The 26,910-nt window shown below is 55.3% G+C and carries 23 protein-coding genes and 1 riboswitch; of the genes, 11 read left to right on the forward strand and 12 right to left on the reverse strand.

All coding sequences use genetic code 11. The annotated features are described in order from the left end of the window. Positions 1–43: 43 nt before the first annotated feature. Complete coding sequence (gene fbaB / locus EKN83_RS18585; protein ID WP_025760285.1) at positions 44–1,096, reverse strand: class I fructose-bisphosphate aldolase; 1,053 nt, start codon at positions 1,094–1,096, stop codon at positions 44–46. A gap of 247 nt (positions 1,097–1,343) precedes the next feature. Between fbaB and EKN83_RS18590 the strand changes: the two genes are divergently transcribed. Genes EKN83_RS18590 through EKN83_RS18600 form a run of 3 tightly spaced genes read left to right on the forward strand, consistent with a single transcriptional unit; the run spans position 1,344 to position 4,572 of the window. Then, complete coding sequence (locus tag EKN83_RS18590) at positions 1,344–2,621, forward strand: nucleoside permease (RefSeq protein ID WP_126801443.1); 1,278 nt, start codon at positions 1,344–1,346, stop codon at positions 2,619–2,621. Next, the gene (locus tag EKN83_RS18595) at positions 2,618–3,622 is read left to right on the forward strand and encodes an ADP-ribosylglycohydrolase family protein (protein ID WP_045285607.1); all 1,005 of its coding nucleotides are present in this window, start codon (positions 2,618–2,620) and stop codon (positions 3,620–3,622) included. The genes EKN83_RS18590 and EKN83_RS18595 overlap by 4 nt, the downstream gene beginning before the upstream one ends. Next, positions 3,619–4,572, forward strand: a complete 954-nt coding sequence (locus tag EKN83_RS18600; protein WP_126801444.1) for a PfkB family carbohydrate kinase — start codon at positions 3,619–3,621, stop codon at positions 4,570–4,572. Before EKN83_RS18595 ends, EKN83_RS18600 begins: the two co-directional genes overlap by 4 nt. On the opposite strand, the gene EKN83_RS18605 is transcribed toward EKN83_RS18600, so the two are convergent. Genes EKN83_RS18605 through thiM form a run of 3 tightly spaced genes read right to left on the reverse strand, consistent with a single transcriptional unit; the run spans position 4,546 to position 6,902 of the window. Continuing rightward, positions 4,546–5,292 carry a GntR family transcriptional regulator gene (locus EKN83_RS18605; RefSeq protein ID WP_025760289.1) on the reverse strand — a complete coding sequence of 249 codons (747 nt, stop codon included), beginning with the start codon at positions 5,290–5,292 and terminating at the stop codon, positions 4,546–4,548. The genes EKN83_RS18600 and EKN83_RS18605 overlap by 27 nt on opposite strands. A 42-nt stretch (positions 5,293–5,334) precedes the next feature. Next, positions 5,335–6,135 (reverse strand): bifunctional hydroxymethylpyrimidine kinase/phosphomethylpyrimidine kinase, encoded by an 801-nt coding sequence (thiD, locus tag EKN83_RS18610; RefSeq protein WP_095450418.1) that lies wholly within the window; start codon positions 6,133–6,135, stop codon positions 5,335–5,337. Then, on the reverse strand, positions 6,132–6,902 hold the full coding sequence (gene thiM, locus EKN83_RS18615) for a hydroxyethylthiazole kinase (protein ID WP_126801445.1): 771 nt from the start codon (positions 6,900–6,902) through the stop codon (positions 6,132–6,134). Before thiM ends, thiD begins: the two co-directional genes overlap by 4 nt. A gap of 35 nt (positions 6,903–6,937) precedes the next feature. Continuing rightward, positions 6,938–7,034: riboswitch (TPP riboswitch) on the reverse strand. A 229-nt stretch (positions 7,035–7,263) separates the two neighbouring features. On the opposite strand from thiM, the gene EKN83_RS18620 reads away from it, so the two are divergent. Continuing rightward, on the forward strand, positions 7,264–8,070 hold the full coding sequence (locus tag EKN83_RS18620) for a DUF4225 domain-containing protein (protein ID WP_126801446.1): 807 nt from the start codon (positions 7,264–7,266) through the stop codon (positions 8,068–8,070). Here EKN83_RS18620 and EKN83_RS18625 read toward each other — a convergent pair. Next, positions 8,067–8,381: a hypothetical protein gene (locus tag EKN83_RS18625; protein ID WP_059387090.1), complete on the reverse strand. Its 315-nt coding sequence runs from the start codon at positions 8,379–8,381 to the stop codon at positions 8,067–8,069. The genes EKN83_RS18620 and EKN83_RS18625 overlap by 4 nt on opposite strands. Positions 8,382–9,382: 1,001 nt before the next feature. Between EKN83_RS18625 and EKN83_RS18630 the strand changes: the two genes are divergently transcribed. Continuing rightward, positions 9,383–10,483, forward strand: coding sequence for a YadA C-terminal domain-containing protein (locus tag EKN83_RS18630; protein WP_126801447.1), 1,101 nt, complete (start codon positions 9,383–9,385; stop codon positions 10,481–10,483). A gap of 68 nt (positions 10,484–10,551) precedes the next feature. Next, the gene (locus EKN83_RS23580; protein ID WP_260591299.1) at positions 10,552–11,013 is read left to right on the forward strand and encodes a hypothetical protein; all 462 of its coding nucleotides are present in this window, start codon (positions 10,552–10,554) and stop codon (positions 11,011–11,013) included. Between the two features lie 101 nt (positions 11,014–11,114). Here EKN83_RS23580 and EKN83_RS18640 read toward each other — a convergent pair whose 3' ends face one another. Then, positions 11,115–12,548: a glycoside hydrolase family 32 protein gene (locus EKN83_RS18640; RefSeq protein WP_126801448.1), complete on the reverse strand. Its 1,434-nt coding sequence runs from the start codon at positions 12,546–12,548 to the stop codon at positions 11,115–11,117. Between the two features lie 16 nt (positions 12,549–12,564). Then, the gene (locus tag EKN83_RS18645; RefSeq protein WP_104557466.1) at positions 12,565–13,806 is read right to left on the reverse strand and encodes an MFS transporter; all 1,242 of its coding nucleotides are present in this window, start codon (positions 13,804–13,806) and stop codon (positions 12,565–12,567) included. A gap of 238 nt (positions 13,807–14,044) precedes the next feature. Here EKN83_RS18645 and EKN83_RS18650 point away from each other — a divergent pair, with 238 nt between their 5' ends. The 3 genes from EKN83_RS18650 (at position 14,045) to EKN83_RS18660 (ending at position 18,236) form a co-directional block, all read left to right on the forward strand. Beyond that, positions 14,045–15,052, forward strand: coding sequence for a LacI family DNA-binding transcriptional regulator (locus tag EKN83_RS18650; protein ID WP_126801449.1), 1,008 nt, complete (start codon positions 14,045–14,047; stop codon positions 15,050–15,052). 322 nt (positions 15,053–15,374) lie between these two features. Then, positions 15,375–16,751, forward strand: coding sequence for a diaminobutyrate--2-oxoglutarate transaminase (locus EKN83_RS18655; protein ID WP_095450976.1), 1,377 nt, complete (start codon positions 15,375–15,377; stop codon positions 16,749–16,751). Between the two features lie 18 nt (positions 16,752–16,769). Next, positions 16,770–18,236, forward strand: a complete 1,467-nt coding sequence (locus EKN83_RS18660; protein WP_025759992.1) for a pyridoxal phosphate-dependent decarboxylase family protein — start codon at positions 16,770–16,772, stop codon at positions 18,234–18,236. A gap of 36 nt (positions 18,237–18,272) precedes the next feature. Here EKN83_RS18660 and EKN83_RS18665 read toward each other — a convergent pair whose 3' ends face one another. Further along, positions 18,273–18,788 carry a protein disulfide oxidoreductase gene (locus EKN83_RS18665; protein ID WP_126801450.1) on the reverse strand — a complete coding sequence of 172 codons (516 nt, stop codon included), beginning with the start codon at positions 18,786–18,788 and terminating at the stop codon, positions 18,273–18,275. Between the two features lie 70 nt (positions 18,789–18,858). Next, complete coding sequence (locus tag EKN83_RS18670; RefSeq protein WP_167514968.1) at positions 18,859–19,779, reverse strand: LysR family transcriptional regulator; 921 nt, start codon at positions 19,777–19,779, stop codon at positions 18,859–18,861. Between the two features lie 122 nt (positions 19,780–19,901). Between EKN83_RS18670 and EKN83_RS18675 the strand changes: the two genes are divergently transcribed. Continuing rightward, positions 19,902–21,680, forward strand: a complete 1,779-nt coding sequence (locus EKN83_RS18675; protein ID WP_126801451.1) for an adenine deaminase — start codon at positions 19,902–19,904, stop codon at positions 21,678–21,680. Between the two features lie 20 nt (positions 21,681–21,700). Further along, positions 21,701–23,044, forward strand: a complete 1,344-nt coding sequence (locus EKN83_RS18680) for an NCS2 family permease (protein ID WP_126801452.1) — start codon at positions 21,701–21,703, stop codon at positions 23,042–23,044. Here the strand turns inward: EKN83_RS18680 and EKN83_RS18685 are convergent. Genes EKN83_RS18685 through EKN83_RS18695 form a run of 3 tightly spaced genes read right to left on the reverse strand, consistent with a single transcriptional unit; the run spans position 23,041 to position 26,812 of the window. Further along, entirely contained in the window at positions 23,041–25,224 is a 2,184-nt protein-coding gene (locus EKN83_RS18685) for a polysaccharide biosynthesis tyrosine autokinase (protein ID WP_126801453.1), read from the reverse strand. The genes EKN83_RS18680 and EKN83_RS18685 overlap by 4 nt on opposite strands. Then, positions 25,224–25,673 (reverse strand): protein tyrosine phosphatase, encoded by a 450-nt coding sequence (locus EKN83_RS18690; protein WP_126801454.1) that lies wholly within the window; start codon positions 25,671–25,673, stop codon positions 25,224–25,226. The genes EKN83_RS18685 and EKN83_RS18690 overlap by 1 nt, the downstream gene beginning before the upstream one ends. Further along, positions 25,673–26,812, reverse strand: coding sequence for a polysaccharide export protein (locus EKN83_RS18695; RefSeq protein WP_088244303.1), 1,140 nt, complete (start codon positions 26,810–26,812; stop codon positions 25,673–25,675). The genes EKN83_RS18690 and EKN83_RS18695 overlap by 1 nt, the downstream gene beginning before the upstream one ends. Positions 26,813–26,910: the final 98 nt, after the last annotated feature.

Consider the following 26,910-nt stretch of genomic DNA (forward strand, 5'->3'; position numbering starts at 1 on the left):
CCTCACCCTAACCCTCTCCCACGGGGAGAGGGAAAGGGAGGCGTCAGGCAATCGTCACTTTACTGTCCAGATAAACGTCCTGCACCGCATTGATCAGCTTCACGCCGTCGGCCATCGATTTCTTAAACGCCTTACGGCCCAGGATTAGCCCCATGCCGCCCGCGCGCTTGTTGATAACCGCCGTACGCACCGCGTCTGACAGGTCAGTATCCCCGCCCGCCGCCCCGCCGGAGTTAATCAGCCCCGCACGGCCCATGTAGCAGTTCGCCAGCTGGTAGCGCACCAGGTCTATCGGGTTATCGCTGGTCAGCTTGCTGTACACGCGGTCATCGGTGTAACCGAAGTTCACCGCTTTGTATCCGCCGTTATTCTCGGCCATTTTCTGCTTAACAATATCCGCGCCGATGGTGGCCGCCAGGTGGTTCGCCTGACCGGTCAGGTCCGCAGACACATGATAATCCACGCCCTCTTTTTTGAACGCCGGGTTACGCAGGTAAGCCCACAGCACGGTCACCATGCCCAGCTCGTGCGCACGCTCAAACGCCGCAGAGATCTCTTCAATCTGACGACGGGACTGCTCAGAGCCGAAATAGATCGTCGCCCCGACGGCGACCGCCCCCATATTGAACGCCTGCTCGACGCTGGCGTAGAGGGTTTGATCATATTCGGTGGGGTAGCTGAGGGTTTCATTGTGGTTGAGCTTCACGAGGAACGGAATGCGGTGCGCATAGCGACGCGCGACCGAGGCCAGCACACCATAGGTGGACGCCACGCAGTTACAGCCCGCTTCAATCGCCAGCTCAACAATATTCTTCGGATCAAAATAGAGCGGATTCGCCGCGAAAGAGGCACCCGCCGAGTGCTCAACGCCCTGGTCTACCGGCAGAATAGAGAGATACCCGGTGCCACCGAGCCGCCCGGTGTTGTAGAGGGTCTGCATGTTTCGCAGCACGGCAGGCGGACGGTTGTTATCGACCATCACGCGGTCGACGTAGTCATGACCAGGCAGATAAAGCTGGTCGGCTGGAATGGTCATACAACGATGCTGTAAAAGGCTGTCGGCGTCTTTGCCAAGCAACTGCGCAATATCAGTCATGTGATACTCCCGTAAGTCCGACGTCGTGTCGGTGTGTGTTTATCCAGTCCCATTATTTCTGGGCAGACTAAGCCTGGTACCGACTTAACAGATTTTCCACCTTTTGCATTTTTTTCAGCACAATCTGCTGGCTCGATTCGTGTACAACAAAACTGTTACATTGATCAAACAATCACCACAAAGGTATTTAAAAGGTATTATTGAATGGTATGTTAAAGGCGTACCCTCTGACATGCAGGATTAAACAATGAAAACGAAAGTCCAACTGTCATTCATGATGTTTGTTGAATGGTTTATCTGGGGAGCCTGGTTCGTACCGCTGTGGCTGTGGCTGAGCAAAAGCGGGTTTACCGCCGGGGAGATCGGCTGGTCTTACGCCTGTACCGCTATTGCCGCTATCCTCTCACCTATTCTTGTCGGCTCGCTGACCGACCGCTTCTTTGCCGCGCAGAAAGTATTGGCGGTGCTGATGTTTGCCGGCGCGATTCTGATGTACTTCGCCGCACAGCAAACCCAGTTCAGCACCTTCTTCCCGCTGCTGCTGGTTTACTCCCTGACCTACATGCCCACCATCGCGCTGACCAACAGTATTGCCTTCGCCAACGTGGACGACGTCGAGGCCGATTTCCCGCGCATCCGCGTGATGGGAACTATCGGCTGGATCGCCTCCGGGCTGGCGTGCGGCTTCCTGCCGCAGATGCTGGGCTACAGCGATATTTCCGATACCAATATTCCATTGCTGATGACCGCGGCCAGCTCCGCCCTGCTCGGCGTGTTTGCCCTGTTCCTGCCGAACACGCCGCCGAAAAGTACCGGCAAGCTGGATTTCAAAGTGATGCTGGGGCTGGATGCACTGATCCTGCTGCGCGACAAAAACTTCCTGGTGTTCTTCTTCTGCTCGTTTCTGTTCGCCATGCCGCTGGCCTTCTACTACATCTTCGCCAACGGCTATCTCACCGAAGTGGGAATGAAAAACGCCACCGGCTGGATGACGCTCGGTCAGTTCTCCGAAATCTTCTTCATGCTGGCGCTGCCGTTCTTCACCAAACGCTTTGGTATTAAGAAGGTCTTGATGCTGGGCTTGATCACCGCCGCTATCCGCTACGGATTCTTTGTTTACGGCGGCGCAGAACAGTACTTCACCTATGCCCTGCTGTTCCTCGGCATTCTGCTGCACGGGGTGAGCTACGACTTCTACTACGTTACCGCGTATATCTACGTGGATAAAAAAGCGCCGGTGCATATGCGCACTGCCGCGCAAGGCCTGATTACGCTCTGCTGTCAGGGGTTTGGTAGCCTGCTGGGCTACCGCCTCGGCGGCGTAATGATGGAAAAAATGTTCGCATACAAAGAGCCGGTGAATGGGCTGACCTTCAACTGGGCCGGAATGTGGACATTCGGCGGGATCATGATTGCTGTGATTGCCGTGCTGTTTATGCTGTTTTTCCGCGAATCGGACACTGAGATCACCGCAATTGAGGTGGTGGATGGCGATTCTGCGCTGACACAAGGGGAAGTTAAATGAAACAAGAACGTGTTCTCGGTGCCCTCTATGGGCAGGCGTTAGGGGATGCGATGGGCATGCCGTCGGAGCTGTGGCCGCGAAAGCGCGTCAAAGCGCACTTCGGCTGGATAGACCGCTTCTTACCCGGCCCGGCGGAGAATAACGCGGCCTGCTATTTTAAGCGCGCGGAGTTCACCGACGATACCTCAATGGCGCTGTGCCTGGCGGATGCGATCATTGAGTGCGAAGGGGAAATTAACGCGGATGTTATCGGCAAACATATCTTGCGCTGGGCGCTCGATTTCGACGCGTTTAACAAGAACGTGCTTGGCCCGACATCGAAAATCGCGCTCAACGCTATTCGTGACGGGAAACCGGTCAGCGAGCTGGAAAACAACGGTGTCACCAACGGGGCGGCGATGCGTGCCTCCCCGCTCGGCTGCCTGCTTCCGGCGACGCGGCTGGAACACTTTGTCGCGCAGGTGGCGCTGGCCTCCAGCCCGACCCATAAATCTGACCTCGCGATTGCCGGCGCGGTGGTGATTGCCTGGGCGGTTTCACGCGCCATCGACGGGGAACGCTGGCAGAACATCGTCGATGCCCTGCCGGGTATCGCCCGCTATGCCCAGGAAGCGAAAACCACTACCTTCAGCGCCTCGCTGGCGGCACGTATTGAGCTGGCGCTGAAGACCGTACGGGAAGCCAACGGTATCGACTCCGCCAGCGAGCAGATTTACCAGTTGACTGGTGCGGGAACCAGCACCATTGAGTCCGTTCCGGCGGCCATCGCAATGGTCGAACTGGCGGGAACCGACCCGAACCGCTGCGCGGTGTTATGCGCCAACCTGGGCGGAGACACCGACACCATTGGCGCAATGGCGACGGCCATCTGCGGGGCGCTCCACGGCGTGCAGGCCATTGACCCGGCGCTTAAAGCCGAGCTCGACGCCGTCAATCAGCTCGATTTCGGCCATTACTGCGAAAAACTGCTGCACTACCGGGAGCAAAGGGAGGGGGTATGAGTTCATTTGCCCAACGCCTGGAAACCCTGCACGCCACGCGCCCGGTGACGGTACTGGGCGCGGCGGTGATTGACGTCATCGCCGACGCCTGGGCCCTGCCCTGGCGCGGGTGCGATATCGAGTTAAAACAGCAGGGGGTAAATATTGGCGGCTGCGCGCTGAACACGGCCATCGCCCTGAAGCGGCTCGGCATTTCGGCGCAAAACGCCCTCCCCGTCGGCCACGGCGTGTGGGCGGATATTATTCGTAACGCGATGGCGAAGCAGGATCTGCACAGCGCCGTGGAGGCCGAAACCGGCGACAACGGCTGGTGTCTGGCGCTGGTGGAGCCTGACGGCGAGCGCACCTTTATGTCCTTTAGCGGCGTGGAGAACCAGTGGCAGCAGCGCTGGCTGGCTGCGCTTCACGTTCCGCAAAACAGCCTGGTCTATTTGTCCGGCTACCAGCTGGCCTCGCCGTGCGGCGAGCTGCTGACGGGCTGGCTGGAAGGGTTGCGGGACGTGACGGCGTTTATCGATTTCGGCCCACGCATTGCGGATATCCCTGACGCGCTGATGACAAGGATTATGGCCTGCAGGCCGATCGTCTCGCTGAATCGTCAGGAAGCGGAGATCGCTGCTGAAAGACTGGGTATAGAGGCTGAAAACCTGGGTGAGGTATGGCAGGAGCGCTTCGGCGCCGCGCTGATTGTGCGCCATGATAAAGACGGTGCTAGGTGGTATGACGGTAACGCCTCAGGCGTTGTTCCGGCGTTTCCCGCCACGGTGGTGGACACCATTGGCGCTGGCGACAGCCATGCGGGCGGTACGCTTGCGGGGCTGGCCGCGGGATGGGTACTGGCAGACGCGGTGCAGCTCGGCAACGCGGTGGCCGCGTGGGTGGTCAGCCACCGTGGCGGTGATTGCGCCCCGACGCGCGAGGCGCTACTCCTCGCACACAAAGACGTATAGGTCGCTGCGACAGTAGCTGATACTGTACTCAATCGGCCGGTGCTGCTGATCGAGCGCAACCTGCTTGATCACCAGCACCGGTATTTTTTCATCCATCTTAATGTGCGCCTGAAACTCGCTGTCCGGCATGCGGGCGCTGACGCGCGAGCGGGTACGCTGCGGGAAAATATTCTGGCTGCGGAAGTAATCGTAGAGCGAAATACCGATCGCATCCGGGTCGGGGATTAACCCGACCGGCACCCAGGACTCCTCAATCGAGACGGCGTCCTCGTCAACGTAGCGAATACGTTTGAGCAGGAATACCTCGCTCTCGGGGGGGATGGAAAGGTGATTCGCCACCTCTTCCGGACACTTCACCACCCGCTTGTTGACCCACAGCGTATTCGGCTTTTGACCGCGCAACACCACCTGCTGGGAAAAACCGCGCGCCTCTTTCAGGGAATATTCGAAGATATTGTTAATTTGCGTGCCATAGCCGCGGGCGCGCGTCACCACGCCCTCTTCCTCCAGCGCCTGCATCGCTTTACGCACGGTGATGCGCGACACGCCGGTTAACTGACTCAGATCGCGCTCGCCGGGCAAAATATTACCGTGCTCCAGCACCCCGCTGCGCACCGCGTTTTTTACCGTTTCGGCAAACTTCAGGTACAGCGGCGTGTTATCGGGCGCGGCGATCCGTTCATTCAATTGAGCGATTAACCGGGTATGCGCTTGTTCCATCTCTGTTTTTCTCAGGCGTGATGTGTTCTGCCAGTATAAGGCCTACCACCATGCATGAAAATGGTGAACCGGCCCAATACCGTGACCCACTTCCAGAGTATCGGCTTTTGCCAGCGCCGCGGAGAGCCAGGCTTTCGCTTCCTGCACCGTATCGGCCCAGTTTTCATGCCGTGGACGCAGCGCCGCCAGCGCGGCCGAGAGCGTACAGCCCGTGCCATGGGTATTTTTGGTTTGCACGCGCGGGGCGGTGAAACGCACTTCGCCTTCGCGAGTGAAGAGCCAGTCCGGACTTTCAGCGTCATCCAGATGTCCGCCCTTCATCAGCACCGCCCCGCAGCCCATCGCCAGCAGGGCATTCCCCTGCTCTTTCATTTCACGCTCAGTTTGCGCGTGCGGCGCACCTAACAGCGCGGCAGCTTCAGGCAGATTAGGGGTAATGAGCGCCACCTGCGGCAGCAGCTTTTTGCGCAGCGTCTCCACGGCGGAAGCGGAGAGCAGCGGGTCACCACTTTTTGCCAGCATGACGGTATCCAGCACCACGTTTTGCACCTGATAACGCTTAAGCCGTTCCGCCACCGCTTCAACAATGTCCGTCTCGGCCAGCATGCCGATTTTGGTGGTATCGATGCGCACGTCGCTGAACACCGAATCCAGCTGTGCGGCAACAAAATCGGGCTCGATACGGTAGACCGACTGCACCCCGCGCGTATTTTGCGCCACCAGCGCGGTTATCACCGAGCAACCGTACGCGCCAAGAGCCGAGAACGTTTTCAGGTCAGCCTGGATACCGGCGCCGCCGCTGGGATCGGTGCCGGCAATGGTCAGGGCGTTAATCCGTTTCATGCCGGTACCTCCAGCGTGTAGAGCGCATCCAGGAACGCGCTGGCAAAACTGCCCGGGCCACGAGAGTGCGCAACGGCAACCGATCCGGCCCGTTTCATCCAGCCGCAGGCGGCAGCGACGTTATCCAGCCTGTCGCCCGGCAGCGAGCAGCTTGCCGCCACAACGGCAGAGAGCGCACACCCGGTGCCCACCACGCGCGTCATCAGCGGGTCACCACCCGTGACCGTGCGGGTTCGCTGTCCGTCGGTGATGTAATCCACTTCACCGGTGACGACCACAATGGCGTTGGTCTGGCGGGCCAGCGCCTCGGCAGCTGGCACCGCGCTGGCAGCGGTATCGGTCGTATCAACGCCACGTCCACCCGTGCTCATGCCGGCAAGGGCCAGGATTTCGGAGGCATTGCCACGAATGGCTGCCGGTTTCAGGGCAAGAATTTGATGGCAAAAACGGGTGCGGAACGCCAGGGCGCCCACCGCCACCGGGTCCAGCGTCCAGGGTTTGCCTGCCTCCACTGCACTTTCAATCGCCCGGCGCATCGACTGGGCGCGCGGTGCGGTTAGCGTGCCAACGTTAATCAGCAGCGCATCGGCAATTTTGGCAAACTGTTCAGCCTCTTCGGCTTCAATCACCATCGCGGGGGATGCGCCAAGCGCCAGCAAAACGTTGGCCGTAAAGGTCTGCACGACATCGTTGGTCATACAATGCGTAAGCGGAGAACGGGTTCGGAAGTGGTGTAAAACGTGTAAATCGAGCAGGTCAGGCTGCATGGTTTCGCTCCTGCCTTGCGTGAAGAAGCGATGACCGGGAAGGCATCTGACTTCCCTACGCTGGCATTATCCAGATCAGGTAATACGGGTATTTCTCAGCCTTCACAAAGAAGGGCACCCCGAGTCATTTGGTACATTTCTGTTACTTTTTGCCAGATTAGGGGAAGTTGTTTGCTGACGCAAGCCCGCCCTTCCGCTTATCGCTTCTTCACGCTGTACCTCGGTTTGTACCCCACTCTAAATACGAAAAAAGGCGCCATTAAGCTCCTTTGTTACATTAGTCATGATGTCAAAGCATATCCTGTTGCCCCTGACCGTATAGAACGTAAAATGACCAGGCACATTCAGGAAAGGAGGCTTTATGGATATCGCGCTGCTCAACAGAGGATGGAACAGAACCTGGTCAGATACCATGGTAAATCTGGAAGCCCGGAAACTCGTCGAAACAGCAAACCGGCTGTCAGCATTCTATTTGCAAGATGGGATAACACGTATCAAGTTTGTCGAAGAGATGAAACAGGTCGTAGAAAAGGAGTTTGAGGCAGCGCGGCGCGCTAAAACAGACGAAGAATGCATTGTATGCATCAAAAATCTGCGTGCTGAAACAGACAATCTGCTTGAACAAGAGCGTCTGTTAAGAACTAAGTCCGCACAGCTTTACGCGAAGGTCGAGTTTGTTAAGGAAAATAATAAAATCGTCGGGTACATGATTTCGGCTATTCACATCGTTGTCTCTGGAATGGCCATTGCTGGTGGTGCGTTGATGGTCGCTACAATGACACCTTTAGGTATGCTTGCTGGAGCTATCCTTGTAACAGATGGCATTAACGGTTTGTCAAAAGAAATTATTCCAGGGATATATGGAAAACAATACAAAACAGAGGGATTTGTGGCTGATGGCACTATGGAAGCAGCCCAGTTTATGGGTTTCAAGCCTGAAACAGGACTTGCGATTTATAACGCCATTACGTTAACTGCAAGTGTATATAGCATCTTTGGATTAGCCAGAAAACCCGAAGCATGGAGGCTATTTAAATGGATGCCCCGAGATTTCTATCGTAAGGTCGATACGATGAGCCGACAAAAATTAACAATGAAAATAGTAGGTTATGGACTTAAAGCCAAAGTAATATTTGACCTGCTTTCTACTGACACAGCGAGCCATTAGCCTCTGAATTTTCTCCAGAACCGCCAGGATTTGTAAGAAAGGACTGGCGGCTGAATAAATGCAACGATGACAATTGCGATCAGAATTGATATCCCACCACCTACGACGGTTTCTTTCGTAGAAAACAATACTAAGATGATAAAAACCATCAGACATGCCGATGTTATCCATAAAACAACTCTGAATCGATTAGCCAGATCCTGAATCGCTTCTCCCAGGGTTCCGCCGTAGCTTTCAACGTTGTTTTTTATCTTCTGCAAATCCGATGGTGTAAACCCTGAACGTAACAACGCCTCATCAGTCACTTTCATATCGTATCGTCCTTTAACTCTCAAAAGTTGTTTCCCCAATCACTGATTGTGCAAGCAATCATACTGATGAGCGTTATCGCAATCCAGCCGAAACTTTCCGCAGACTCTATGCCCCTTTCTTATCGTCTGGGTGGTGTCCAGGCGTTTCGACCATGTAAGGGTTAACGCTCACATGATGTTTGTACAATTTATCAGATTTTAGACAATACACGCCTTGCTGAGTTGCACCAAACCTCGCATTCGACGGTGCGACGACAGCTCCATCAGCCGGATGGCAAAATACTATTAAAGCAGGAGCTTATATATCGGTAAATCGCAGAAAACAGCGTAACCGGGGCTTAACCCCAGGTGCTGGAGTTTCAAATTATCGCCCCTGAAACAGTATAATTATGGAGAGACTTGATACCGTGCATAGGCTGTGAATGAGGGCGATAATGCCCCCTCTTCTAAACATTTCATTGTTTATAACAATCCTCTTACTCATTTATAGCAATTTATGTCAGATACATTTTTAATTTAATTTTCAACATAAATATTTTTATCGACATCCAATGTTACTAAAGTCTCCCAGACAAAACTTTCATTCAAAAGAAAAGCAGTGTTCAATAATAAAATAAATCGGAAATTCTATAAATTTGAATTAACTATTTTGTCGATTTCTCAGGTTTTTTGGTCAAAACACTTAAGCAGTTCTTATTGATCAGTGTTTAATACTTTTTTCACCTCCCCATACCCCATATTAACTATGCAATTGAATTTATTGACAATTACATATAAAGCAACGCAGTGAAGCGGATGAACAATTAATGCGATTTATGATTTAGATCAATAACCAAAATTACACATTCAAAGATAGTTACTGCACGTTACGAAATAAGTCACCAAACTAAAACTTTATCGTTAATCGTGAATTAATGCAGATATAACAAGAAGTTGTATCTTCCCGCCAGGATAGCGCCCAAAGTTTATTCCGTATTTGTATTTATGATGAGAGCTTTGAAATGAAAAAATCTATTATTGCTGTTTTCGTATTTAGTGTTTCATCTGCTGCAATGGCAATACAGCATAATCCTGTTAATCCACAATATAATGTTACCTATAATACGAATTTCGGTAACAGCTACATAAACGCTAAAAACAACCAGTCAGCGTGGAATTCTGCTCCTTATGCGGTTCCTGTTAAACCGCAGTCTATCCCTGGTCCGGTTCCAATGCTGATTCAGCTGACGCCACCCAAGCCAATTTTGCCACCCCAGCAAACACCCACTCCGCTTGTCGCCCCACAGCCTGTTCTGCCACTACAGAAAACGCCGGTTGTTCCGCCAAAGCCGCAGGCTTATAACGTTCCGGGTAAAATCCCTGCATTACAAACTCAATTAATGTATACCCCCTCTGTACCGCCAAAAGCGATTATTCAGGCTCCGGTGCAACCGCTGATTAGCCGTAATGATCCCATCGGGGTTCAGGGTGATATTCAGAAACTAACAATCACGGTAGTCGATACCCAAACTCCGGTAGGCCCGACAACCCCCCCTGCTCCTGCTTCGGCTAAAACAGCTATTGCGACTGCACCTCAACGTATACTGACTATTAATGGAATTAACGGGAAAGATGGCGCTACCGGAAAACCGGGCCCACAAGGTGTGGCAGGTAAAGCGGGGCGTAACGGAATCACCACTACCATTACAAAAAGTGTTGTTGATAAATCAACCATCGCCAAAGTTGATGCAACTATCAATCACGTTAAATCACTTAGTGCGCAAACTACAGCACAAGCTAAAGATCTGAAAGCGGCTCAACAGGTATTTGCGCAGACGCAAGCTAACACTCACTCTCAATTCAAAAACCTGAAAGATGAAGTTGATGGTAATAAAAAAGAAGCACGTGGTGGCGTAGCCTCTGCTGTTGCAATGGCTTCCATGCCCCAGGTTGAAAAAGATCAGGCTGTAATGTTCTCTGCGGGTGCCGGTGAATTTAAAGGGGAGGAAGCGGTCAGTGTCGGCGCTTCCTTCCATGCGGGTAGCGCGGTTGTGAAAGCGGGTATGAGTGACTCAACGAATAATGATTTCGCAATGGGTGTCGGTGTCGGCATCGGATTTTAAATAATAGTTTTTCATTCAGCGCCTTCTGCTGAAGGCGCTTTATAACTGTAATTTCTGAGGTAATAATAATGAAAAAGTTAATGATGGTAGCTGCCGTAATGTCTCTTGCTGCATGTTCTTCACCCGCTCAACGTATGGCTGAGTGTGAAGCGCAAGGTGTCAGTAAAGACGCATGTTATGTCGCGGAGCAAAACCGCACGACAGCAATTAACGCTGCGGCTGAAAAACAGGCGCTTGAAAACGCGGCTCAACGTGCACAATCAGCACACAAGCACCTGCCGAAAGGCTGTACGCAATTGCAGGACGCGAACGGTGAATGTAACGTGAAGCCCGCTACACAGAGCAGCAGCGTTAAACAACTTACCAGTGAAGCAGATCGCGTTATGAACCAGCCAATCTCGGATGCTGCAGAATACCTTCTCTCTAAAGGCTGGAAACCAAACAATGGTACGTGGAGCAAAGGCGGCTACTCCCTTCAATTGGTTGTAGAGAATGAGAAAGTCATGAACGCTCAACTCTCTAAAGATTAAAAATAATCATCATTTAAGAATCTATATTTACGTCGCCCCATCAAGATGGGGCAGTATTTTAAATTAAGCTGACCTGATGCCCGTCGCCACCAGGTCTGTGTTTACTCCAGTTGCCAGGCCCCGCCATGGATGAGTGATGCCTCCCCCGTCCAGGCAAACAGCGCCAGATCACGGCAATCTTCATCAGGATAAATGCGGCTGCTGAGGCACGCTTCTCCCTCATTAACAAACACTTCAACGGAAGATCTGTCAAAGAACAGGCGCAGATTAAGCGCATTATTCAGATTGAGCGCGACGCTACGTGAGCCACACAGGCCATACTGCGGGTAGTATCGCTCCAGCACCAGGCGCTGCATCTGCGCATCAACATAGACGCGTAGCCCGGTGCCAAGACGAATGCCGTAGTGTTCCGCCGTGCTGTTTGCGCAATCCCACTGCAGAATAACCTCCAGCGCGTCGCAGCGTTCCACCAGCGCTATCTGCTGATTGGTCAGCGTACTCACCGGCCAGGGGAACCACGCTCCCCGGAGGCTTTCGACCTCTCTGGCCGGCCGCATTTGCAGACGATTATCCGCGCTCAGCGTCAGTTCGCGCGGTAACGAGAGCATGCCTGCCCAGCCATCCTCCTGTTCCGGGAGGGGAGATTCCCACATATCCAGCCAGCCGATAACGATGCGGCGCCCATCAGGCGTCAGGAAACTCTGTGGAGCATAGAAATCATGCCCGCGATCCATCTCCACAAACTCACCTTCACGCACAAAATGCTGCCCGGGCTGCCACTCGCCCACCAGATAGCCGCTCTGGAAAAGATTGCGATTTTCGAATCCTTCGGCAGCCAGTCCCTGTGGTGAAAACATCAGCACGCGTTTACCGCTGAGAGTGAAAAAGTCCGGGCATTCCCACATATAGCCCATCTCTTTTTCAGCCACCGCAAGCACTCCCATATCCTGCCACTCGCGCAGATCGGCAGAACGATATACGCGCACCTGGCCCGTCTCGCCGTCGCGCGCGCCAACAACCATGTACCAGCTCTCTCCTTCACGCCACACTTTTGGGTCGCGGAAATGATGCAGGCCAGGCGGCGTATCAACGATCATTCCCTGCCGGGCAAAATGAATGCCGTCACGGCTGGTCGCCAGGCACTGCACCTGGTAGAGATTCGCCTCGTCATCCGGATCGCCGTGGAATTTATGTCCGGTGTAAATCAGCGCCAGCGTATCGCCATCCACCACCGCCGAACCGGAAAAACAGCCATCCTTGTCTTCAGGCCCTTCCGGCGCCAGCGCAACGGGAAGGTGTTCCCAGTGAACTAAATCTTTACTGCGCGCATGGCCCCAGTGCATCGGGCCCCACTGGGTCGAGTAGGGATGATGCTGATAAAAAGCGTGATACCAGCCGTCAAACCAGACCAGGCCATTTGGGTCGTTCATCCAGCCAGCGCGGGCTGCCAGGTGGTAACGTGGATACCAGCGCAGGTTAAGCGCTTCGCGTCTGGACTGAAGTTCCAGCTCTGCTTTCGTAATGGAATACGTCATTTCTCTACTCTTTCGATCAGATGGTGGAAGGTTGCGGCATGAGCGGGTCAGAAGAGGACTTACCCGAGCGCAACAGGAAGATGGAGATAAACGTGGTGCTGAACACTAACAGCCCCATAATGAGATAGGACTGAGCAAAGCCGTATTTCTCATAGCTGTAGCCCGCCAGCGGCGACAGGACCGAGGCAATCACCGAGCTTGTACAGGCAAAGCCCACCAGATAGAGGGTGGAAGAGAGCCGCTTATCAAAGTGTAAACTGTTGTATTTAAAGATAGAGACCAGCAAAACGGGCAGTTCAACCGCGTGCAATAGCTTGGTAATGGAAATAAGTACCGGCCCCTCAACCAGCCCCGAAGCCACCATACGCATTGCCATCACCATTCCGGCGAAAATCAGACCGTTCTTCGCGCCAAGGCGATTCACCAGCCATGGCGCGCAGAACATGCCCGCCGCCTCAAGGAAAACCTGGAAGGAGTTGAGATAGCCGTACATGGCGTTTCCTTCCTGTAATGTCGGGAACTGGGAGGAGAAATAGACCGGGAACTGCTGGTCGTAAACGCCATAAATACAGGTGCCGATAACGAAAAACACCAGCGCCCAGAACCGCGGCAGCGTCAGCAGGCGCAATGCATCTTCCAGGGTGACCTTACCGCCGGATACCGCTTCCTGCATAGCGTGTGGGGCGGAAGAGACCCTGAGTCGCGCCAGCAAAACAAAAAACGCCAGCCCTGCACAGCTCGCGACAGCGAAGTTGAGCTTCGGATTAAGGTTAAACAGGAGCCCCGCAAAAAAGGTTGCCACCGCCCAGCCAAGCGATCCCCACATCCTCGCCTTGCCGAACTCAAACTGGCTCTGGCGGGCCACTCGCTCGGTATAGGACTCCAGTACCCCTATCCCGCCGTTAAACGTCAGGCCGATATAAATCCCGCCAAAAATACTGCCGAGTAAAACGTTAATCTGCAGCAGATAACCAAACAGCAGGAAGGCAGGACCAGAAAGAATGAGCAGGCTGGTCAGAAACCAGAGCAGGTTTTTGCGCAGGCCGAGTTTGTCCTGAATGAAGCCGTAGCAGATTTGCGCGCATAGCGCGGAGACAGAAAGCACGGCATAGATGACTCCCGTATCGCCTGCCTTTAGCCCCACCTCCTGGTGGAGCCAGATGGAAAGCAGCGAGCCGGAGGATGACCACGTGACAAAAAAGAAAAACAGTAATGCGCTTAATAAAGGGTAGCTGTGAGAGTGATGCGTTTTCATCATGACATTCTCATGTTGGAGTAATGACACAATGGTAACGTTAACATTTATCCTTTCTCATGCGGTTTGGCTGGAATTTAAGATGTTAATCACGAAAGTTAACGTTAACATCAAAGGAATGAGATCGCGATCAAATATTCATCACTGAGGTCAGCATGGCCTGGCCTGTGCATCAGCCTTCCTTTTACATCAGCGACTTAGTTGTATACCCTTTCACACAGAGCATTAACGGAGTAAGAAAATGGCATCCCTGAAGGACGTCGCAAAGCTGGCTAACGTATCGCTGATGACCGTCTCACGCGCGCTTAACAACCCGGAGCGCCTTAAGCCGGAAACGCTGGCGCGCGTACAGCAGGCTATCGAGCAGACCAGCTACGTACCCGATCTTTCCGCCAAGAAAATACGCGGCGCGCATGCCTCGCCGAAAACCATCGGCGTGCTGGCGCTCGATACGGTGACGACGCCTTTCTCGGTGGAGATTACGCTGTCCATTGAAGAGACGGCCCGGATGCACGGCTGGAACAGCTTCGTCATGAATATGTTTACCGATGACAACCCGGATACGATCGTCGATCTGCTGCTCTCCCACCGCCCGGACGGGATTATTTACACCACAATGGGGTTACGTCAGGTTCCTCTCCCTGCAAAACTGCTTACCCTTCCCTGTGTGCTGGCCAACTGCGAAAGTGTCGATGAACAGGTCGCCAGCTATATCCCTGATGATGAACAGGGGCAGTACGCCGCCGTGCAGGCGTTACTCGCCGAGGGCTACCGGCAGCCTTTGTGCCTGCATTTACCCGCGGACCATCTGGCCACAACCCGGCGCCGTCAGGGGCTGGAACGTGCGTGTCGTGAAGCGGGGCTCGACCCGGACACCCTGGAACACAGCTACATGGCGTCGGGGGACGAGCACTATCGTGACATTCCGTCAGTGCTGCTGGCGCGCATTCAGAATGGCATTCCCCTGTTCGACTCCGTTATCTGCGGTAACGATCGTATCGCATTGATGGTGTACCAGACCCTGCTGGCGCACGGGCTTCGCATCCCTGAAGATATCGCGGTTATCGGCTATGACAACATGGTGGGCATTGGAGAGCTCTTTCTCCCCCCTCTTTCAACCGTTCAGCTGCCGCATTATGAAATTGGTCGCCTGAGCGCCCTGCATATTATTAACGGTGAAACCCACCGGGAAACCCTGCGTGTTGAAAGTCCTTTTTTGATGCGGAATTCCGTTGCGCATCCATCCTGACCACCGCTTTTTGCCCCTGTTGCCGAAATAAGCGTGTTAAGTTCGCGGATGGCACGATTTGTCACACTCTTTTTTATGATTTTGCTGCCAGAACGTTAAGTACGTAACCGCCTGTTTTTATTTGCCATAAACTGCAATTTTCCGCCTGAAAACGGGGATATTCCTCCCCCTGTGCGCCGTGTCACAAAACAGTAAACAAATTAACCATTGAGCCCCGTGGCAAAAGGCTCTATATTGGCGGCGTTTTTTTCAGGCCCCCCATCTGTTTTTTAACTTTTTATTCAATCGTGGCTCATAACGAAGCGGCGGTTGTAGGAGTGATATGATGACGGATAAAGTCCGTATTGACACCGTAGATGCCCACAAAAGCAACGAAACCTATCTGGCCCGTCAGGCCGAGTTTGAATCTAACGTCAGGAGTTATCCGCGCAAACTGCCTTTAGCGATCACTAAAGCAGAAGGCGTGTGGATCACCGATGCAGACAATAAAGAATACCTTGACTGTTTAGCAGGCGCAGGCACCCTTGCGCTTGGCCATAACCACCCTGATGTGCTGAAAAGCATCCAAAATGTCATTACCAGCGGCTTGCCGTTACATACTCTGGATCTGACTACGCCTCTGAAAGACGCGTTTTCCGAATACCTGCTCTCTCTGCTGCCTGGTCAGGGCAAAGAGTACTGCCTGCAGTTCACCGGTCCATCCGGTGCTGACGCCGTTGAAGCGGCGCTGAAGCTGGCGAAAAAAGTGACCGGCCGTAGCGGTATCATCAGCTTCTCGGGTGGTTACCACGGCATGACCCACGGCGCGCTGTCCGTGACCGGCAACCTGTCTCCGAAAGAAGCGGTAGACGGTATGATGCCAGAAGTGCAGTTTATGCCTTACCCGCACGAGTACCGTTGCCCGCTGGGTATCGGTGGTGAAGCGGGCGTGAAAGCGCTGACTTACTACTTCGAAAACCTGATCAACGACGTTGAGAGCGGCGTGCGCAAACCTGCTGCCGTCATTCTGGAAGCGGTTCAGGGCGAAGGCGGCGTGAACCCGGCGCCGGCTGAGTGGCTGCAGCGCATCCGTAAAGTGACTCAGGAACACGGCATTCTGCTGATCCTCGACGAAGTTCAGGCGGGCTTTGCCCGTACCGGTAAATTCTTCGCCTTCGAACACGCTGGCATTGAGCCAGACATCATCGTGATGTCTAAAGCTGTTGGTGGCGGTCTGCCGCTGGCCGTGCTCGGTATCAAAAAGCAGTTCGATGCATGGGCCCCAGGCCACCACACCGGTACCTTCCGTGGCAACCAGCTGGCGATGGCAACCGGTCTGACGACGCTGAAAATCCTGAAAGACCAGAACATTGCAGGCAAAGTGGCTGCACAGGGCGAATGGCTGAAAGGCCAGCTGAAAGAGATGGCGAAACGTTATCCGGTTATCGGTCACGTTCGCGGTCTGGGCATGATGATCGGTATCGAGATCGTTAAGCCACACGAAGCCGCTGACCACATGGGTTGCTTCCCGGGCGACGGCGAGCTGTCTGCACTGATTCAGAAGAAGTGCTTCGAAGCCGGTCTGATTCTGGAGCGTGGCGGTCGTAACGGTATCGTTCTGCGTCTGCTGCCATCACTGCTGATCAGCGATGAAGAGCTGAAAGTCTTCCTGGATAAATTCGAGCAGGCCCTGCTTGCTGCGGGCGTTCGCCCGGCGTAACCGGAGTTGTTGATTACGATGTCTGATTCAAACCCAATTTTGTTCTCCTCTGCGCAGAGCATTGAAGCTTACCAGCAGGCGATTGAACAAAGCACTCAGGCTGTGATGCAGTGGCTGAAGCAGCCTGAGATGTATCAGGGCAAAACGGTCGCGGAACTGCGCGACCGCATTAAGCTGGATTTCAACCCGAAAGGGCTGGGCAACGAAGCGGCGATTGAACGCGCCGTGGAGTTCTTCCTGAAAGACAGCCTGTCCGTTCATCACCCGCAGTGCGTGGCGCACCTGCACTGCCCAAGCCTGGTTGTTAGCCAGGCGGCGGAAGTGCTGATCAACGCCACCAACCAGAGCATGGACTCCTGGGATCAAAGCCCGTCCGCAACCATCATCGAGATCAAACTGATCGAATGGCTGCGTACCCGCGTGGGTTATCAGGCTGGCGACGCCGGTGTCTTCACCAGCGGCGGCACCCAGAGCAACCTGATGGGCCTGATGCTGGCCCGTGATGCGTTCTTCGCGCGTCAGGGTCACTCCGTTCAGCAGGACGGTTTAACAGGCGATCTGCGTAAAATCCGCGTGCTGTGCTCCGAAAACGCGCACTTCTCCGTGCAGAAAAACATGGCGCTGATGGGTCTGGGTTACCAGTCCGTGGTGCAGGTGAAAACGGATGAATTCTCCCGTATGGATCTGACCGATCTGGCGGCGAAAATTGAACAGTGCAATGCGAACGGCGAACAGATTCTGGCGATTGTCGCGACAGCAGGTACCACCGATGCCGGTGCAATCGACCCGCTGCGTGCCATTGCCGAGCTGGCGGCGAAGCAGAACATCTGGGTACACGTTGATGCGGCCTGGGGCGGCGCGCTGCTGATGTCTGAGCAGTATCGTCACTACCTGGACGGCATTGAGCTGGTGGATTCCGTGACCCTGGACTTCCACAAGCAGTTCTTCCAGACCATCAGCTGCGGTGCGTTCCTGCTGAAAGAAGCGCGCCACTATGAGCTGATGCGCTACCAGGCGGCTTACCTGAACTCTGAGTTCGATGAAGAAGCCGGCGTGCCAAACCTGGTGTCCAAATCGCTGCAGACCACCCGTCGTTTCGACGCGCTGAAGCTGTGGATGAGCCTGGAAGCGCTGGGTCAGGAGCAGTACGCGGCGATTATCGATCACGGCGTGACGCTGGCGCAGCAGGTTGCGGCTTACGTGAAAGAGCAACCTGCTCTGGAACTGGTAATGCAGCCACAGCTGGCAAGCGTGCTGTTCCGCTTCCGTGGCCAGGTGCAGGCCGATGACGCAGGTATCGCCCTGTTGAACCAGAAAATTGGTGATGCGCTGCTGGAGTCTGGCCGTGCAAACGTCGGCGTGACCGAGCATAACGGCGTGACCTGCCTGAAGCTGACGCTGCTGAACCCAACCGTGACGCTGGAGGATATCAAAATCCTGCTGTCGCTGGTTGAGCGCACCGCGCAGGAAGTTCTGGCGAAGTAATACTCCACCCCTCTTCTCCGGAAGAGGGGTTTATTTTTATATCCCTGCCCACCACATTCTGATTTTTAATCCCCAGTAGCTCGTCCAGCCCGTCGTGGTACTGACGACGTTCCCCTTCGATACAATGACCAGCGTCGGCGTTACGCTCACCTGCCATTCCTGCGACAGCGCACCGTTTTCATCATTTATCACCGGCATTTTCAGCTGTTTCTTGTCAACCCAGCGAGCAAGCTTAGCGTTATCACCGGAGCGCATGGCGATACTCACCACGTTCCCGCCCTCTTCCGCCAGCTGATTGACCGCGGGCGTCGTGTAACGGCAGATGCTGCACCAGGTGGCCCAGACGTAAATCAGCAGTGGGCGCTCGTGGCTGAGCGCCGCGATATCGTGCGTTTTCCCGTCGATGCTCTGCATTGGGGTTGCGCTAAACGTGGCGGGTAAGGTCGGTTTTCGATACTGATCCACGCCCCACACCACGGCCAGCGTCAGCACAACAAGTATGATCCCTTCCCGCGCCCAGCGGCTCAGTCGGCTCAATTTACGGTTATCCATTGTGACCTCTTGACTTAACAGAGGTCATCTTAGCGGGCTGCACGCCGTCACGCTGTAAAGAAGTGTCGCGTTACTTCGTTCGTAGGGTGTCGACCATCAGCGTAAAGCAGGATTCAATGAGCGGAGGAAGCGCCTGCGGGGCACGCATCAGCGCCACCGTGCGGAACAGTGCCGGCTGCTGAAGATGAACCACCTTAAGCCGGGGATCCTGTAAATGGGTGGTATAAAGCTGCGGCAATATCGCCACGGCCAGCTTCGAACGCACCAGGCCGTACAGCGTCTCAATATAGTCCACCTGATAACGCGTCTGCAGCGAAAGACGATGACTTTCGGCAAGCGCACTGACCAGCCGCTGGATGTTGCCTTTGGAGAAGACGGCAATATCCCGACCCACCAGCTGTTTCCAGGGCACGTGTGCCGACGCGCCCAGCGGATCGTCGCAATGGAATACCGCCACAAACGGATCCTCCTGCAGCGGGAATACGTTAAGCTGGTCGGGAACCGAGCTGTCCAGCGCCCCGATACCGAAATCAATCTGCCCTTTCAGCAGCTGCGCCACCAGCGCGTCATTGGTTTGATCGTGAAACTCCACCCGAAGGCGTGGAAAGGCCTGCGCAAGCGTCTGCGGCAGCAGCGGAAACAGCAGCGAGCTGACGGAAGGCACCAGACCGATTCGTACCGTGCCGTCGCCGCCGGCCTGCACAATCTGCTGCATATCATCAAACGCCAGCTGCGCTACGCTGAGCACCCGCTGGGCGTGGGGCAAAATGGCGTGACCCAACTCGGTCAGCGTAACCGCCGACGCGGTACGATTGACCAGTTTGCCGCCGAGTACCGTTTCGATTTGTCGCAGGGCGCTGCTGAGCGCAGGCTGGCTAATGGCCAGTTTACTGGCGGTATCCGTAAAATGACGCAGCTGCGCCAGCGTGACAAAATACTGTAGCTGCCGAAGGGAGAGCGCAGGTAAGCGCTGCCAGGGTTCCGTCATCATTCTCCATTACACCCGTCACAGAATAACCCGGGGTTATCGGGCGATAAATTTTATCAGCTGGGCAAACGTTTGCCGGGTGCATAGAGTAACGTCAATATTTCAATGCTGGAACTGTTAATTGCATGACTGCCGAAACCCGACGCCGCGCCGTTCAGGCCGCACGAGGCGAAACGCCCTTTGACCTGCTGCTTACCCATACCCGAATTGTCGATATGGCAACCGGTGAGATCCGCGAGGCGGATGTGGGGATCGTCGGCTCGCTTATCGCCAGCGTCCACCCGCGCGGCAGCCGCAGTGATGCGCTTGAAACGCACGACCTGAATAACCAGTTCCTCTCTCCGGGCCTCATGGATACGCACGTGCACCTTGAAAGCTCGCATCTGCTGCCCGCACGCTACGCGGAGATCGTGCTGGCGCAGGGCACCACGGCTGTCTTCTGGGATCCGCACGAGCTGGCGAACGTGCTCGGCATTGAGGGCGTCCGCTTTGCGATTGCGGCCAGCCGCAGCCTGCCGCTGCAGGTGATGGTCGCAGCGCCCTCGAGCGTACCTTCCACGCCGGGGCTGGAGATGTCCGGCGCAGATTTTGCGGGCGAAGAGATGAATACCCTGCTCGGCTGGCCAGAAGTGCGCGGCGTGGCGGAGGTGATGGACATGCACGGGGTGCTGAATGGCAGCCAGCGTATGCTGGAGATCCTGCAGGCCGGCCTGGAAAGCGGAAAGCTGATTGAAGGCCATGCGCGCGGTCTCAGCGGCGCCGATTTACAGGCGTATCTGGCGGCGGGCGTCACCTCTGACCATGAGCTCACCTCCGCCGACGATGCGCTGGAAAAATTGCGCGCCGGGCTGACGCTGGAGATCCGCGGCTCGCATCCCTACCTGCTGCCCGAGATTGTCAGCGCCCTGAAAACGCTGCCGCACCTCTCGTCGCAAATCACGGTCTGCACCGATGACGTTCCCCCTGACGTGCTGCTGGAAAAAGGCGGTATTATCGCCCTGCTCAACCTGCTGATTGAACACGGTCTTCCGGCGACGGACGCGCTGCGGTTTGCCACGCTGAACGCCTCCCTGCGTCTTCAGCGCAACGATCTCGGACTGATTGCCGCCGGAAGACGCGCAGACCTGGTGGTGTTTGACTCTCTGGAAAAACTGACGGCTCGCCGGGTGTACGTCGCCGGGAAATGCATTGCCCTTGACGGCACGATGATTGAGCCGATCGTTGATACGCCGCTGGCGCTACCGCGTGATACCGTGCGCCTGTCGCCCCTGGCCGCCAGTGACTTTTACCTGCGTATCGACAACGCAAACCACGGCGTCGCGCGCCTGCGCCACATCAGCGGCGCACGTTTTACCCGCTGGGGCGAAACTGACGCCCGGGTGCGTAACGGGCGCGTTGAAATACCGGCTGGCTTTAGCCTGATCTGGGTTCAGCACCGCCACGCGCGCCATGCGGCAACGCCGCAAATCGCCCTGCTGGAAGGCTGGGGAGAGCTGCGGGGAGCCATCGCCACCACTTACTCCCACGATTCACACAATCTGGTGGTGCTGGGGCGCGATCCCGACGATATGGCGCTGGCTGCCAACACGCTAATCGGGAGCGGCGGTGGGATGGCGCTGGTCCAAAACGGTAGCGTCATCGCGCATGTTGCGATGCCGATCGCGGGCATGCTGTCGGAACTTCCCCCGGCTGAGCTAGCCCGTCAGTTTCGCACGCTGCGTGAACGCAGCAGCCAGATTGCCGACTGGGAGCCGCCGTACCGGGTCTTTAAAGCCATTGAAGGAACCTGCCTTGCATGTAACGCCGGGCCGCATCTGACCGATCTTGGACTGACCGATGGCAGCACGCGCCAGATTGTTAATCCGCTGATTTCTTACCGGGAAACCCCGGACACCACACAATAATATCGAAGGAGAGCCGGATAATGGCCGACAACACCGTTAATTCGCCAGCACCAGGGAGCTGGCTTGAACGTCGTTTTGCACTGCATACGCGTGGCAGTACCGTGCGTACCGAGTGTCTGGCGGGTCTCACCGGTTTTCTCGCCGCCGCCTATTTGCTGGTGGTCATCCCGGGCCTGCTGGCCGTGGGCGGGATGGACAAAGGCGCGGCGACGACCGGCACCATTTTAGTGTTTGTGGCCGGAACGCTGCTGATGGCCTTTTACGCTAACCTGCCGTTTATTGTCGGGCCGGGCATTGGTGGCTCGGTGCTGGTTGGCGTGACGCTGGCGGGAAGTGAAGGCATCGGCTGGGAAATCGGTCTGGGCATTGCCTGCTGGTCGGGGATTTTGTTCTTTCTGCTTACCCGCTTTGGCCTGCGGGAAGTGGTCACCCGCTCCGTACCGCAGTCCATCAAACTCGGGCTGACGGCCTCTATCGGCTTGTTTGTCGCCGTACTCGGTTTCCGTAATGCCGGGCTGGTGCTGGCCAACGCCAAAACAAATGCGCTGATGCTGGGGGATTTTCTCTCACCCGGTGCGCTGGTGGCGCTCGCCGGCCTGTTCCTGGCCATTGCCCTGCAGGCGCGCCGTATTCCGGGTGCCATCTTGTGGGCCATTTTGTTCGCCACCCTCGTGGGCATCCCGATGGGGGTCACGCGGCTGCCGGCAAGCTTCATCGATATGCCCCATTCGCTCACGCCGGTGCTGGGCCATATCGACATGCTGGGTGCCCTGAATATTGCCTTCCTGCCTTTCCTGTTCGTCTTCTTCGCCTCGGAGTTTTTCTCCACCATGGGTACCACGCTGGCGGTGGGAGGTGAAGCCGGGCTGCTGGATGACGAGGGTAATATGGTCAATATCAATCGCCCGTTTATGGTGGACTCTATTGCCGCGGCGTTAGGTCCGTGGGTCGGCATTCCTGCCGCCACGGCGCTGATTGAATCCTCTGCGGCCGCGGAAGCGGGTGGGAAAACCGGCATCACGGCGCTGGCCGCCGCGTTCATGTTTCTGCTGATGCTGCTGTTTACCCCGGTTGCGCTGATGATCCCGAAAGAAGCCACAGCGCCTGCCCTGATCCTGATCGGTCTGAACATGTTCAGCGGACTGCGTAAGGTGGATCTGGCGAATTTCACCGACGGGCTGCCGGTACTGATGATGGTAATGATTACGCTCATCGCCAACAGCTTCGGGACAGGCATTGCAGGGGGACTGCTGTTTTACATTGTCATTAAAGCGATTGCAGGAAAATGGCGAGACATCTCTGTTGGCCTTTGGATCCTCGCCATCCCGCTGGTCTATTATTTTGCCACGCTGGTGAAGCATTAATCCTTGCGCTGTCGCCGGGTCGGGCTTTGGCCATACTCATAATGGTCATAGCCCGCACGGTAATACTGCGCGGCCGATTTAATCACGTCGTTCAGCACGGTACCGCCGATGCGCGCGCCCGTTTGTTGCAGACGCTTGATGCTGTTCTCCATCTCTTTCAGGCGGGTCTTGCCAAAGCGGGCAACCAGCAGCGAGGTGCCCGCCACCCGAACGGCAACTGCGGCGTCGGTCACGGCCAGCACTGGCGGTGTGTCGAGGATCACCAGGTCATACTGTTCATTCGCCCAGGTCATTACCGCCCTGAAGCGTTCGCTCATCAGCAGTTCGGAGGGGTGTGATGGAACCGGCCCGCAGGTCAGCACATCTATATTGCCTTGCTCATAGTGCTGAATCGCCTCCTGACAGGCGCACTGTTCTTCAAGCACGCAGGAAAGTCCGGTGTGGTTTTTCAAACCAAATACGTTGTGGACGTATCCCTCGCGCATATCCGCATCGATAAATAACACCCTGAGCCCGGCCTGCGCCTCAATCGCGGCCAGCGAGGTGCTGACCAACGTTTTTCCGCAGTCCTGGGTGGGTCCTGAAATCATGACGATGCGGTTAGCGGCATCCTGCAACGTGAAATGCAGGCTGGTACGCAGCCCCCGCACGGCCTCGACAAAAATATCGGCGGGCCGGTCAACCGGCAGAAAAGGCACATCGTTAATCTTGTGCCTCCAGCGCGAACCCAATACGCGTTTGCGGCGCAGATTCGTTTTTTTCCACAACCACATCGAACGCGGTAAGGTCGCCATCACCGGGACGCCGAACCCTTCCAGTTGCTCTGAGGTATTGATACCCCGTCGGAATGCAATACGAAGCAAAACAAGGCCCACAGAGCACATCAGCCCCAACAGCGTGCCCGACACCATAATTAGCGTCTTTTTCGGTTTAATGGGATCGGGTTGCGTCACCGCGCTGTCGATAATTCGCACGTTCCCGATGGCGCTGGAGCGTGAAATATTAAGCTCCTGCTGACGGGTAAGCAGCTGCAGGTAGATGGTGCGGCCTGACTCCACATCCCGGCTGAGGCGCAAAATGTCCTGCTGAGTCGAAGGCATGGCGGCAACCCGCTGATTCAGGTGGATCTTCTCCTGCTCCAGAATGTGACGTTTTTCACGCAATGCACGGTAGTTCGGATGCTCTTTCTTAAACAGCTGAGAGATCTCTGCCTCACGAAACGTCAGCTCGTTGAGCTGGTTTTCGATATTCACAATCTGTTCAAGCACCGATTTCGCTTCCAGAGAGAGATCGACCGAATCACGCTGTTTGCGATATAGATTCAGCCGCTCTTCGGCCTGATCCAGTTCGCTTCGGATTTTAGGTAACTGCTGCTGCAAAAACGCAAGACTGCGGGAATCCTGCGCTTCCTGGCGGTTAATATTTTGCTGCAGATAGTTGTTGGCAATCCGGTCAAGCACATGGGCAATCCGCTCCGGATCGCTGCCGGTGAGCGTTAGAGTCAGCACCCCGCTCTGTTTTGCCGATTCAACCACGGAAAACTGGGTACTCAGGACATTAATGGCCTCCAGACGGGTGCTGCTTTGCAGCGTAAATTCGGTGCCCGGCGGGGCATCAAGGTTCACCACCAGCAGGGATACTCCCGCTTTTTCCAGCGCTTTTCCCTCTCTGCCCTCAGCAGAAAAGTTGTCACCCTCCAGCCGATATGCGCCCTTTTCCAGCACCGTGAGGAGAAGTGTGCGTGGCTTTCCTTCGACAGGTGAAAGCTGCAGCCAGCCCAGGGTTAGCGTGGCGGGTTTATGGCCCTGCAACCGCGCCCACAGACGCCCCCGCTGTGCCACGTTCTGCGTTAAGCCTAATTCATCAACGGTGGCCCCGAGGATCATGCGTGATTTAAGCAGCAGAATTTCGGGTTCAACATCGGGAGAGAGCTCATTACTGAACTGTCTTAAATTTTTGAGCAGGCTGTTATCCTGTTTTCCTTCCACCTGGATTAAGGCATCTGCGCGATAAACAGGCGTCGCCAGAAAGGCGTATAGCCCCGCCAGGACGGTGAAAACGAAGGTCACTGAGAGAATAAGTACACGATGATCGAGCATCTCGCTGAGGAGACGAAGGAGATCAATTTCCTGATTTTCGGGTGCCGCTGCACCGTAACTGTCTGTTGTATAAGACGACATTAATGCTTCATTCCTTTTTGACTCAACCGATGAGCCCATTCCTGACTGGCTTTGCCTAACAGCCCGAAAACATAATCAAATGCTTCACGACTCTTGCGATAGGGATCGGGGATCTCCTGCGGCTCCAGCCATTGCCCAAAGAGCAGCGATTTGCCGCGCAGTTCCGGGGCCATAGCAGAGATAAAACGCAGATGGGCGGGTTCCATCACCAGAATAAGATCCGACTCCCGCATCAGCTGCCGGGTCAGCTTACGTGCGCGATGACCCTCCAGTGAGATCCCATGACGCCAGGCCACGTCCTGAGCGCTGAGATCCGCCGGGCTTCCCTCCAGGCCGAATATGCCTGCCGAGGTGATCCGTTTTCCCGGGAGCTGCTGGCGTAACAGCCGCTCGCCAATCGGTGAACGGCAAATATTGCCCGTGCAGACCACTAAGATGGAATCAAACATTATTGCGGCCACGACCTGAGATAGCGGACCGTTTCGGTCAGGTCATGCACACCTGAGATGGTCGGCACAAGCTGAGCGATCACGCGGTTCCAGCGTGACAGCGGTGCCGTGGTGACATAGACAATATCGTAGGGTTCAAGCTGGAATTCGGTCCCCAGCACCATCGCAGAGGCATCCTGCGCATTAAGCTGGTAAATACGGGCTATTTTTCCCGCGTCATTGCCTTTAGCCATGGAACGAATGACAAAAATGCCCGTCGCATCGGCCATGTCCTGATTCAATCCCCCCGCATTGCTCAGCGCTTCCGCCAGGGTCATGCCGCTTCTGTCCATCTTGAGCGTGCTCTGCTTGACAACTTCGCCCATCACAAACACTTTCAGGGCGTCGTTACGCGGAACAAACAGGATATCGCCCGGATAGAGCAGCTTATTTTGTGTCAGGTCGCCGTGCTGCATCAGCGCATACAAGGAGAGAGGAGAATCCTTTCCCTCGTGAGTGAGCACCACATTGCGCCAGTCAGCGTCGGCAGAGAGTCCCCCCGCTGCGTTGACGGCATCCATCACCGTCAGGGGGATATTGGTGATGGGCTGCTGACCAGATTTGACCACTTCTCCGGTGACGTAGGCTTTTTGCGAACGGAAGGCGGCCACGCTGACGTCCACCTGCGGGCTTTCGATCACGCTATTCAGGCGGGCGGCGATCTCCTCCCTCACTTCAGAGACCGTTTTGCCTGCCACCGGCAGTTTCCCGACATAGGGATAAAAGAGCGTGCCGTCCGCATTCACCCAGTTACCGGTGTCACTGGCACTGCGATACTGCCCGGCAGGTGTTGTCAGTTCCGGGTGATCCCAGACGGTCACGGTTAAAATATCCCCGGCGCCGATGCGGTACTCCCACTCTCTGACCTGCTCATCCAGCTTAGGATTTGGCTGAGATTTCGCGACAGCAGGCCGCAATTTCTCAATCAGTGAAGGGGTTAGAGGATAAAGATCCACGCGCTTATCTAAATAATTACCCTCTTCATCCGACGCAATAATATTTTTCCCGGATGAACGTAATGTTTGCCCGGGAGAAAATATGCAGCCGGTCAACTGACTTATTGCCAAAAATATTACAGAAAATGCTATTGTGTTTTTCATTAAAATTAAAATATCACTGATGATCGCGCCAAACGCGTAACAGGCAATCCCTTTAAGAATCACCCAATATCATAACGCACTGTTTTCAAATAATTAAA

The sequence above is a fragment of the Enterobacter sp. WCHEn090032 genome (genome assembly GCF_003986875.1).
Taxonomy (GTDB): Bacteria; Pseudomonadota; Gammaproteobacteria; order Enterobacterales; family Enterobacteriaceae; genus Enterobacter; species Enterobacter sichuanensis.

Excerpts from the sequence above, each read along its gene's own strand:
- fbaB (WP_025760285.1), bottom strand. The coding sequence starts at position 1,096 with ATGACTGATATTGCGCAGTTGCTTGGCAAAGACGCCGACAGCCTTTTA.
- EKN83_RS18590 (WP_126801443.1), top strand. The coding sequence starts at position 1,344 with ATGAAAACGAAAGTCCAACTGTCATTCATGATGTTTGTTGAATGGTTT.
- EKN83_RS18595 (WP_045285607.1), top strand. The coding sequence starts at position 2,618 with ATGAAACAAGAACGTGTTCTCGGTGCCCTCTATGGGCAGGCGTTAGGG.
- EKN83_RS18600 (WP_126801444.1), top strand. The coding sequence starts at position 3,619 with ATGAGTTCATTTGCCCAACGCCTGGAAACCCTGCACGCCACGCGCCCG.
- EKN83_RS18605 (WP_025760289.1), bottom strand. The coding sequence starts at position 5,292 with ATGGAACAAGCGCATACCCGGTTAATCGCTCAATTGAATGAACGGATC.
- thiD (WP_095450418.1), bottom strand. The coding sequence starts at position 6,135 with ATGAAACGGATTAACGCCCTGACCATTGCCGGCACCGATCCCAGCGGC.
- thiM (WP_126801445.1), bottom strand. The coding sequence starts at position 6,902 with ATGCAGCCTGACCTGCTCGATTTACACGTTTTACACCACTTCCGAACC.
- EKN83_RS18620 (WP_126801446.1), top strand. The coding sequence starts at position 7,264 with ATGGATATCGCGCTGCTCAACAGAGGATGGAACAGAACCTGGTCAGAT.
- EKN83_RS18625 (WP_059387090.1), bottom strand. The coding sequence starts at position 8,381 with ATGAAAGTGACTGATGAGGCGTTGTTACGTTCAGGGTTTACACCATCG.
- EKN83_RS18630 (WP_126801447.1), top strand. The coding sequence starts at position 9,383 with ATGAAAAAATCTATTATTGCTGTTTTCGTATTTAGTGTTTCATCTGCT.
- EKN83_RS23580 (WP_260591299.1), top strand. The coding sequence starts at position 10,552 with ATGAAAAAGTTAATGATGGTAGCTGCCGTAATGTCTCTTGCTGCATGT.
- EKN83_RS18640 (WP_126801448.1), bottom strand. The coding sequence starts at position 12,548 with ATGACGTATTCCATTACGAAAGCAGAGCTGGAACTTCAGTCCAGACGC.
- EKN83_RS18645 (WP_104557466.1), bottom strand. The coding sequence starts at position 13,806 with ATGATGAAAACGCATCACTCTCACAGCTACCCTTTATTAAGCGCATTA.
- EKN83_RS18650 (WP_126801449.1), top strand. The coding sequence starts at position 14,045 with ATGGCATCCCTGAAGGACGTCGCAAAGCTGGCTAACGTATCGCTGATG.
- EKN83_RS18655 (WP_095450976.1), top strand. The coding sequence starts at position 15,375 with ATGATGACGGATAAAGTCCGTATTGACACCGTAGATGCCCACAAAAGC.
- EKN83_RS18660 (WP_025759992.1), top strand. The coding sequence starts at position 16,770 with ATGTCTGATTCAAACCCAATTTTGTTCTCCTCTGCGCAGAGCATTGAA.
- EKN83_RS18665 (WP_126801450.1), bottom strand. The coding sequence starts at position 18,788 with ATGGATAACCGTAAATTGAGCCGACTGAGCCGCTGGGCGCGGGAAGGG.
- EKN83_RS18670 (WP_167514968.1), bottom strand. The coding sequence starts at position 19,779 with ATGATGACGGAACCCTGGCAGCGCTTACCTGCGCTCTCCCTTCGGCAG.
- EKN83_RS18675 (WP_126801451.1), top strand. The coding sequence starts at position 19,902 with ATGACTGCCGAAACCCGACGCCGCGCCGTTCAGGCCGCACGAGGCGAA.
- EKN83_RS18680 (WP_126801452.1), top strand. The coding sequence starts at position 21,701 with ATGGCCGACAACACCGTTAATTCGCCAGCACCAGGGAGCTGGCTTGAA.
- EKN83_RS18685 (WP_126801453.1), bottom strand. The coding sequence starts at position 25,224 with ATGTCGTCTTATACAACAGACAGTTACGGTGCAGCGGCACCCGAAAAT.
- EKN83_RS18690 (WP_126801454.1), bottom strand. The coding sequence starts at position 25,673 with ATGTTTGATTCCATCTTAGTGGTCTGCACGGGCAATATTTGCCGTTCA.
- EKN83_RS18695 (WP_088244303.1), bottom strand. The coding sequence starts at position 26,812 with ATGAAAAACACAATAGCATTTTCTGTAATATTTTTGGCAATAAGTCAG.